This window comes from Flavobacterium sp., assembly GCF_044368625.1.
Classification (GTDB): Bacteria; Bacteroidota; Bacteroidia; order Flavobacteriales; family Flavobacteriaceae; genus Flavobacterium.
This window is the reverse complement of record NZ_JBIPPD010000345.1, coordinates 1-5958: the sequence shown is the minus strand read 5'-3', so window position 1 is coordinate 5958 and position 5958 is coordinate 1. Positions and strand designations below refer to the sequence as shown.

Here is a 5958-nt window from a genome sequence, read left to right as displayed (position 1 = left end):
GGGGTGCTCCTGCAGCGTCTTGGTCTGCGGACGGCGCGGGCCCGGCCCTGGTAGTCCTTGTCGTTGATGTTCTGGTTGCCATCGTCGAAGTTCTGGTTCCAGGCGTTGTTGGCCGAGTACTGCGTCGAGTCGTGCGATCTACCTCGCCGGGCCGAGTGCGCGCGGTGGCGCCTTCAGCTGGGCAAGTGCGCTGGGCAGGGTGGTCGGCTCTTTCGAGTAGGCCACTGGTTCCCGTGGTGCGCATGGCGGTGGCTTGACAGGCCAGCGGCACGACCAGATTCAAGAAAAGTCGCACGGGCATAGCTGGCTTACCGGCTATGCAACAGGCAACGCTGCGGGAGATGCAAACAGGCTCCCCTGACTGGGTTCCGGTGCGGCGCTCTCAGCCAGGCGCTGTGCCATGACCTTGCGCCAGCCGCCCACCTGGGCGCCCACGCTGTCGGTCACCTGCACTGCGCGGGCGTATTGCCCGTTGCTGATGAAGTGCTTGTCGTGAGACAGGCGCAGCAGCAGCTCGACCACGTGCAGATGCTCCAGCAGCTTGGTGAGGTGGGCGGTCTTGTCGATCGCGGCATTGGCCAGTCCCACCAGCACCAGCACGTTCAGGCATTCATCGCGGATGCGGCCGCCCAAGCTGGCCTTGAAGTCGCGCGGCATGTTGCGCACGAGATCGGTGGCCAGGCTGAGCAGGTCGTAAGCGAGTTTGTAGACGGGCAGGTCTTTGTGGAGGGCCATTTTTTGCGCGACCGGCGCTTCGCGCCGGAATCAAAAGTCAGGGGTGGTGAAGCACTGAATTACTGAATGACCAATCTGCGGACGGCGCGGGCCCGGCCCTGGTAGCCCTTGCCGCCGAAGCCCTGGCCGCCATCGTCGAAGAGCTGGTCCCAGGCGTCGCCGGCCGAGGACTGCGTGCTGCTCCAGTACCAGCCCGCAGGGAAGGCCTCGGCGCAGTTCACCCACAGCAGGCGCAGCTCGCGACGGCTGGGCAGGTACCAGTCGCTATGGCCGTCGACCGTCAGACCGGCCGCCCACTTGGCAGCGGGGTGCTCCTGGAGGCAGGCAACCAGAGCGGCTGTGTTTGCGGCGCCGTTGCGCTCGGACTTTGCGCCCGCCACCTCGATGTCGCGCGGACCCCAGGCCACGCTGCTCTTCATGCTGGCCGGGTCTGCCGAAATGAAGAGGTGGTGATCAGGCTCGCCAGGGTCGCCGCGCATGATGCCGGCATAGATGCCTTGGCCGGGCCACAGTTCGCCAACGCGCGGATACCAGCCCGGTGTGCCGGGGCCATGTTCAGCCGGCGTGGCTGCCTTCTTTGTCTTGCTCATCGGTGCTCTCCAAAAAAAATCGCCCGTGGCCCGCGCGCGGCGCGGGGTGGAGGTCAGTGTTGTGGTGGTGAAGGATTGAATGACTCAAGCACTGAGCTTGAATCTGCGGACGGCGCGGGCCCGGCCCTGGAAGTCCTTGACGAGGATGAACTGGTAGCCATCGCCGAAGTGCTGGTACCAGGCGTGGAAGGCCGAGTACTGCGTGCTGGTCCAGTGCCACTCTTTGGGCATGTGCTCGCGAGCGGCGATGAATGCCAGCCGGGCTTCGTCGGCGCTCATGAGGTACCAGTCAGCGTGGCCCTCGATGTTCAGCGCCAGCATGGCCTTGGCCAGGGCGCTGCCGGCCTCGGCCATGGCGCGGGTGTTGGCCAGGCCGTCGCTATAGCTGGTGGCGCCGGGCACGTCCTTGCCGTAGGTGCCCCACGCCTGGTCCTGCAGGTCGCCGGCGGGATCGGTGGCCAGGATGATGTGCCAGTCGCCGTCGGCATCGCCGCTCTGGATCTGGCCCAAGTAGATGCCGCCCTGGCCAGGCCAGATCTGGCCCAGGCGAGGGGGCGTGCCTGTCGCTTTGATGGTGGCGGCAATGGTGGTGACTTCAGCTTCTGCGGTCGCGTTCATGCGAGTCCTTTCGGTGGTGGTGGTGAAGAAAGTGGGGGGGCGGCTCATGCCGCCTTGGCCAGCGCCTGGTGCTCGCTGTAGTTCGCCCGCACCAGCGCCGCTGCCAGATCGGGGCACACGCTGTTGCCGATCATGCGAACCTGGGCGTGCTTGGGCAGGCGACGGCCGTGGATGGGCGCGTCGAGGATGTAGTTGGGGCCGAAGCCCTGGGCCTTGGCCAGCTCGTGCGGCTGCAGCATGCGCAGGCCGATGTCGGCAATGCGGTATTGCTCGCCGGCCACCGTCACCAGGCCCATGCGGTCGCGTGCGGGCAGGGTGTGCATGGGCTCGTTGAGGCCGGACCATTGGCCGCCGCTGCCGTAGAACTTGATCAGGAAGGCCTGCACCAGGCTGTGGTGGTCGGTGGCCGTGACGGTGCCGATGGGCTTGCGCAGGTCTTGCCCGATCACGCCGGTGTAGTGCTTGGCCAGGAAGGCGGCCACCAGCGCGTGGTGCTGCCCGCCGGCGCTGATGGTGCTCAGCGGGCTGGCGGCGCTGTGCGCCGACTTGTGGGCCTGGCTGGTGCCGCGCAATGGCGCGACGAATGGCGCCACCAGCAGGTGCTCGGCCTTGCTGGTGATGGTGCTCAGCGGCTCGCCAACGCGGCGCACCTTGCCGGCGTCGCCGTGGCCGGTGTGGCCGATGCGCACGATGTAGGGCTCGGCGGCCTCAACCACAAAGCGGCGCACGCCCTCGGCCACCCGGCGCAGCGTGGCCTCAGCCAGCGGCCGCTCGCGCTCGAAGATGCTGGGGCAGGGCAGGCTCCAGTCGATGCACTCAACGGCGGTGCGCCATGGCTTGGGCCGGCCGGGGCCGTGCGTGGGTTCGGGCCAGACGATGGGCTGGCCGTCGCACCTGGCGATCAGGAACAGGCGCTTGCGACTGGTGGGGGTGCCGTAATCGCAGGCGCGCAGCTCGCGCCATTCCACCGCGTAGCCCAGCCGCTGCAGGGCGTTGACGAAGGCGCGGAATTCCCGCCCCTTGTTGCGAGGGCAGGGCCTGCCGTCTTCGGTGAGCGGCCCCCAGGTGACAAACTCTTCAACGTTCTCAAGCCAGACGATGCGCGGGCGGCGCACGGCGCACCAACGCACCGCCACCCAGGCCAAGCCGCGGATCTTCTTCTCCACCGGCTTGCCGCCCTTGGCCTTGCTGAAGTGCTTGCAGTCCGGGGAAAACCAGGCGCCACCGATGGGGCGGCCAGGGTAAATGGTGCGAGGGTCAACGTCCCAGACCGACTCGCACAGGTGCAGGGTCTGGGGGTGGTTGGCGGCGTGCATGGCCACGGCCTCGGGGTCGTGGTTGATGGCAACGTCCACCGGGCGGCCGATCGCGCGCTCAATGCCGGTGCTGGCGCCGCCGCCGCCGGCGAAGTTGTCGATGAAGATCTCGTCGGCCAATGGCAGTAGGAATTGCGGGGTCAGCATTGCGGCCCCTTCGGCTCGGCCCAGTGGGTGACGTTCTCCAGCAGCCCGCCGTGCGCTGCATCGTGCCAGCGGCCGTCCTCGTACCAGCCAGGGAACCATTCACCGCCGGGCTCAAGCCAGCACAGCACGGTGATGTCGGCATCTGGCAGGCGCTCGGCGACGGGGTGCCACACAAGCGTTTCAGAGAGGGTGGGGTTCATCAGAGCGGCCTCCGCACTTCATGCACCACGGTGCCCGGCGCGCCGTTGCCGGCCCGGGCCTGGGTGACGATCTCGCGCACGTGGCGCTTGGCTGCATCCAGCTCGCCGTGGCTGCAGTGGTTGATCTGCACGCCGTAGATCCACAGCAGCTCATCAATGGCGGCCAGCTGGGGCGCGGTGCATTCCCACCGGCCGGTGGCCTGCTGGTGGCTGAACACATCGGCCAGCGCGGCGTGCGCGGCCTGGATCTCGGCGGCCAGGTTGCTGGCAATGCCCAGCTTGGCCAGCGCCTCGGCCACGTTGGCGACGTCGGCCAGGGCCATCCAGTGCTGCGCGCGCATCTTGCGCTGGCCGCGGCGGGCGGCGGTGATGGCATCGCTGCCTGGCTGCAGCTCGGCGGCGCGCTCGGCCTGGGTCAGCGCGCTGGCGCCGTGCATGGCTGTTGCAAGGGTTGGGATGAGGGTGGCGAGGTTCATCGGGTGGACTCCGGAAACTCGTCGTGCGTGCGGCCGTCCAACAGGCGGCCGGCCACCTTCTTGCCGACGCAGTAGATCAACGTCGACACCTCAGATCGATCTCGCGGCAATCCGCCGGCCCATGCTTCGAGTCGGCCTGATGGCGTCATCCATGTGCCGAGATCTCTTTTGGCGTGTTGGCGTCCAGGTGCCCACTCGCCCCACTGCTTGAACAAGAACGGCACGCCAGCTGCTGCGCACTGGTCGCGCAGCGAACGAGCCCAGTCAGGGTGCATCGGGCGCGCCTTGGGACCGCTCTCGCCGCCGCAGATGACCCAGTCCAAAGTTTCCAGCGCGTTGGTGCCATCGTTGATGCGATGCGTGTTCGCAAACAGGCCTTCGAAGCTGATCGGCCCCAGCATCGGCTCTACGCTCAGGAACCGCTTAGCTGCAGGCGTGTTCAGCAGCTTCGGGATGTCTCGGTCGGCCTCGGCCTGTGTCACGACGGTGGCGCCAAGCCACACGTTGGGCAGCGGCAGCTTGAGCGAAGCCTGCGAGACACCACAGGCGTCAGCCATCAACTTCCAGGCGTTGCCCACGCGCTTCGTCAGTAGCAGCCAGTCCAGCGCGGGCGTCATGCGGATCAGGTCGAACAGATCGGCGCGCCAGGCGCGGTCTACTTCGTTGTCGAACACGTCGGCCAGGCTGGCACAGAAGACGCGCCGCCGGCGGCCGTGCGTGGCCTGGAACTCCGCGGCGGCGGCGTTCCAGCGCAGCGGCTGCTTCCAGTTCTCAGCGCTGGTGCGGCGGCGTTCAGTGCCCGGCCCCCACGCGAGGCCCAGCGTGCGTACAGGGGTGCTGCGCGCCGCATAGCAATCGTCGCACGCCGGGCTGACGCGCGCGCATCCGATCCAGGGGTTGAAGGTGCTGTCGCACCACTCGATGTTGGTTTGCGCGCTCACGCTGCTTCCCTCCGCCCCTCACCGCGCGCGATCTGCTCCAGATCCCACTGGCTCAGGCGACGCTGCGGGCGTTGGGCCTGGGGTGCGTCTTGCTCGATCAGCACCTCGCGGCCATCGCGGTAGACCAGCTTGTTGCCGCGGCGGCTGGGCAGATGGCGGTGGGCTTGGCCGTCGGCGCGCTCGATGTCGTTACGCACCGTGCTGAGTGCGCGGCCATGCTGCGGGCCGCGTACGTTGGCGGCCTGGTGGGGCGGTGGCGGCAGCTCAGGTGTGGCGCTGGGGTAGTCGTCTGGGTCAAAGCTGGCGGGCAGGCTGTTGCGGGCGCCACGGCTGGCATCGCGCCTGCTGGGCTCGGGGTGCACGCAGCGTGCGGCGCCAAAGCGCTTCCATGCTTCGGCCGTCAGGCGCCATGCGCGCACGGGCACGGTGGGCGGCACCAGCTCTTCAACCAGGCCGGCGGTGATGGCGGGCTCCAGCACCTTGGCCGGGTTGCTGGCCGTGCACAGCGTTGCCGTCGTGAGCTGGCGAGTGGTGAGAGCGGTGCCGGGCGCGTTGCGCAACATGTAATTGATTGCGGCTTCAGCAAAGGTGCCGCGCTGCGGAACGTAGGGGCCGAGGTGCTTCATGCTGCCGCCTGCTTGGTGCCGGGGTGCAGCGCAAAGCGCAGGGCCATGCCGTCGGCGCGCTCGGCTTCGGTGCGCTGGGCGTCGAGCTCGTAGTAGCGGGCGATGAAAGCATCACGCCAGCTGGCCCAGCTCTGGCGGCAGCGGTGGCTGTCCAGCAGGTCGCAGTCAAGGCGGCTGATGGGAAGCACGCCCTCGAGGCAGGCCCACTTCTCGGGGTGCTCGGGCATCAGATCGCGGCGCTCGGTAGCCAGGGCCTGCATGTCAGCGGCGCCAACGATGTGCTCGAAGTGGCGGCTGATCACAATGAGA

The 5958-nt window shown here is 68.1% G+C and carries 9 protein-coding genes; all 9 read right to left on the bottom strand.

What is annotated here, in order from left to right; all coding sequences use genetic code 11:
* Nucleotides 1-315 precede the first annotated feature (315 nt).
* On the bottom strand, nucleotides 316-735 hold the full coding sequence (locus ACIQ2X_RS16115; protein WP_396180009.1) for a four helix bundle protein: 420 nt from the start codon (nucleotides 733-735) through the stop codon (nucleotides 316-318).
* Between the two features lie 59 nt (nucleotides 736-794).
* On the bottom strand, nucleotides 795-1325 hold the full coding sequence (locus tag ACIQ2X_RS16110; protein WP_396180008.1) for a DUF1566 domain-containing protein: 531 nt from the start codon (nucleotides 1323-1325) through the stop codon (nucleotides 795-797).
* A gap of 84 nt (nucleotides 1326-1409) precedes the next feature.
* Nucleotides 1410-1943, bottom strand: a complete 534-nt coding sequence (locus ACIQ2X_RS16105; protein WP_396180007.1) for a hypothetical protein — start codon at nucleotides 1941-1943, stop codon at nucleotides 1410-1412.
* A 44-nt stretch (nucleotides 1944-1987) separates the two neighbouring features.
* Complete coding sequence (locus ACIQ2X_RS16100; RefSeq protein ID WP_396180005.1) at nucleotides 1988-3406, bottom strand: DNA cytosine methyltransferase; 1419 nt, start codon at nucleotides 3404-3406, stop codon at nucleotides 1988-1990.
* Nucleotides 3400-3606 carry a DUF551 domain-containing protein gene (locus tag ACIQ2X_RS16095; RefSeq protein WP_396180004.1) on the bottom strand — a complete coding sequence of 69 codons (207 nt, stop codon included), beginning with the start codon at nucleotides 3604-3606 and terminating at the stop codon, nucleotides 3400-3402. The genes ACIQ2X_RS16100 and ACIQ2X_RS16095 overlap by 7 nt, the downstream gene beginning before the upstream one ends.
* Nucleotides 3606-4082 (bottom strand): hypothetical protein, encoded by a 477-nt coding sequence (locus tag ACIQ2X_RS16090; protein ID WP_396180002.1) that lies wholly within the window; start codon nucleotides 4080-4082, stop codon nucleotides 3606-3608. Before ACIQ2X_RS16090 ends, ACIQ2X_RS16095 begins: the two co-directional genes overlap by 1 nt.
* Nucleotides 4079-5023: a phage Gp37/Gp68 family protein gene (locus ACIQ2X_RS16085; protein ID WP_396180001.1), complete on the bottom strand. Its 945-nt coding sequence runs from the start codon at nucleotides 5021-5023 to the stop codon at nucleotides 4079-4081. The genes ACIQ2X_RS16090 and ACIQ2X_RS16085 overlap by 4 nt, the downstream gene beginning before the upstream one ends.
* Nucleotides 5020-5649 carry a hypothetical protein gene (locus tag ACIQ2X_RS16080; RefSeq protein WP_396179999.1) on the bottom strand — a complete coding sequence of 210 codons (630 nt, stop codon included), beginning with the start codon at nucleotides 5647-5649 and terminating at the stop codon, nucleotides 5020-5022. The genes ACIQ2X_RS16085 and ACIQ2X_RS16080 overlap by 4 nt, the downstream gene beginning before the upstream one ends.
* On the bottom strand, nucleotides 5646-5958 hold a 313-nt coding region (locus ACIQ2X_RS16075; protein ID WP_396179997.1), incomplete at its 5' end, for a hypothetical protein. The genes ACIQ2X_RS16080 and ACIQ2X_RS16075, both read right to left, overlap by 4 nt.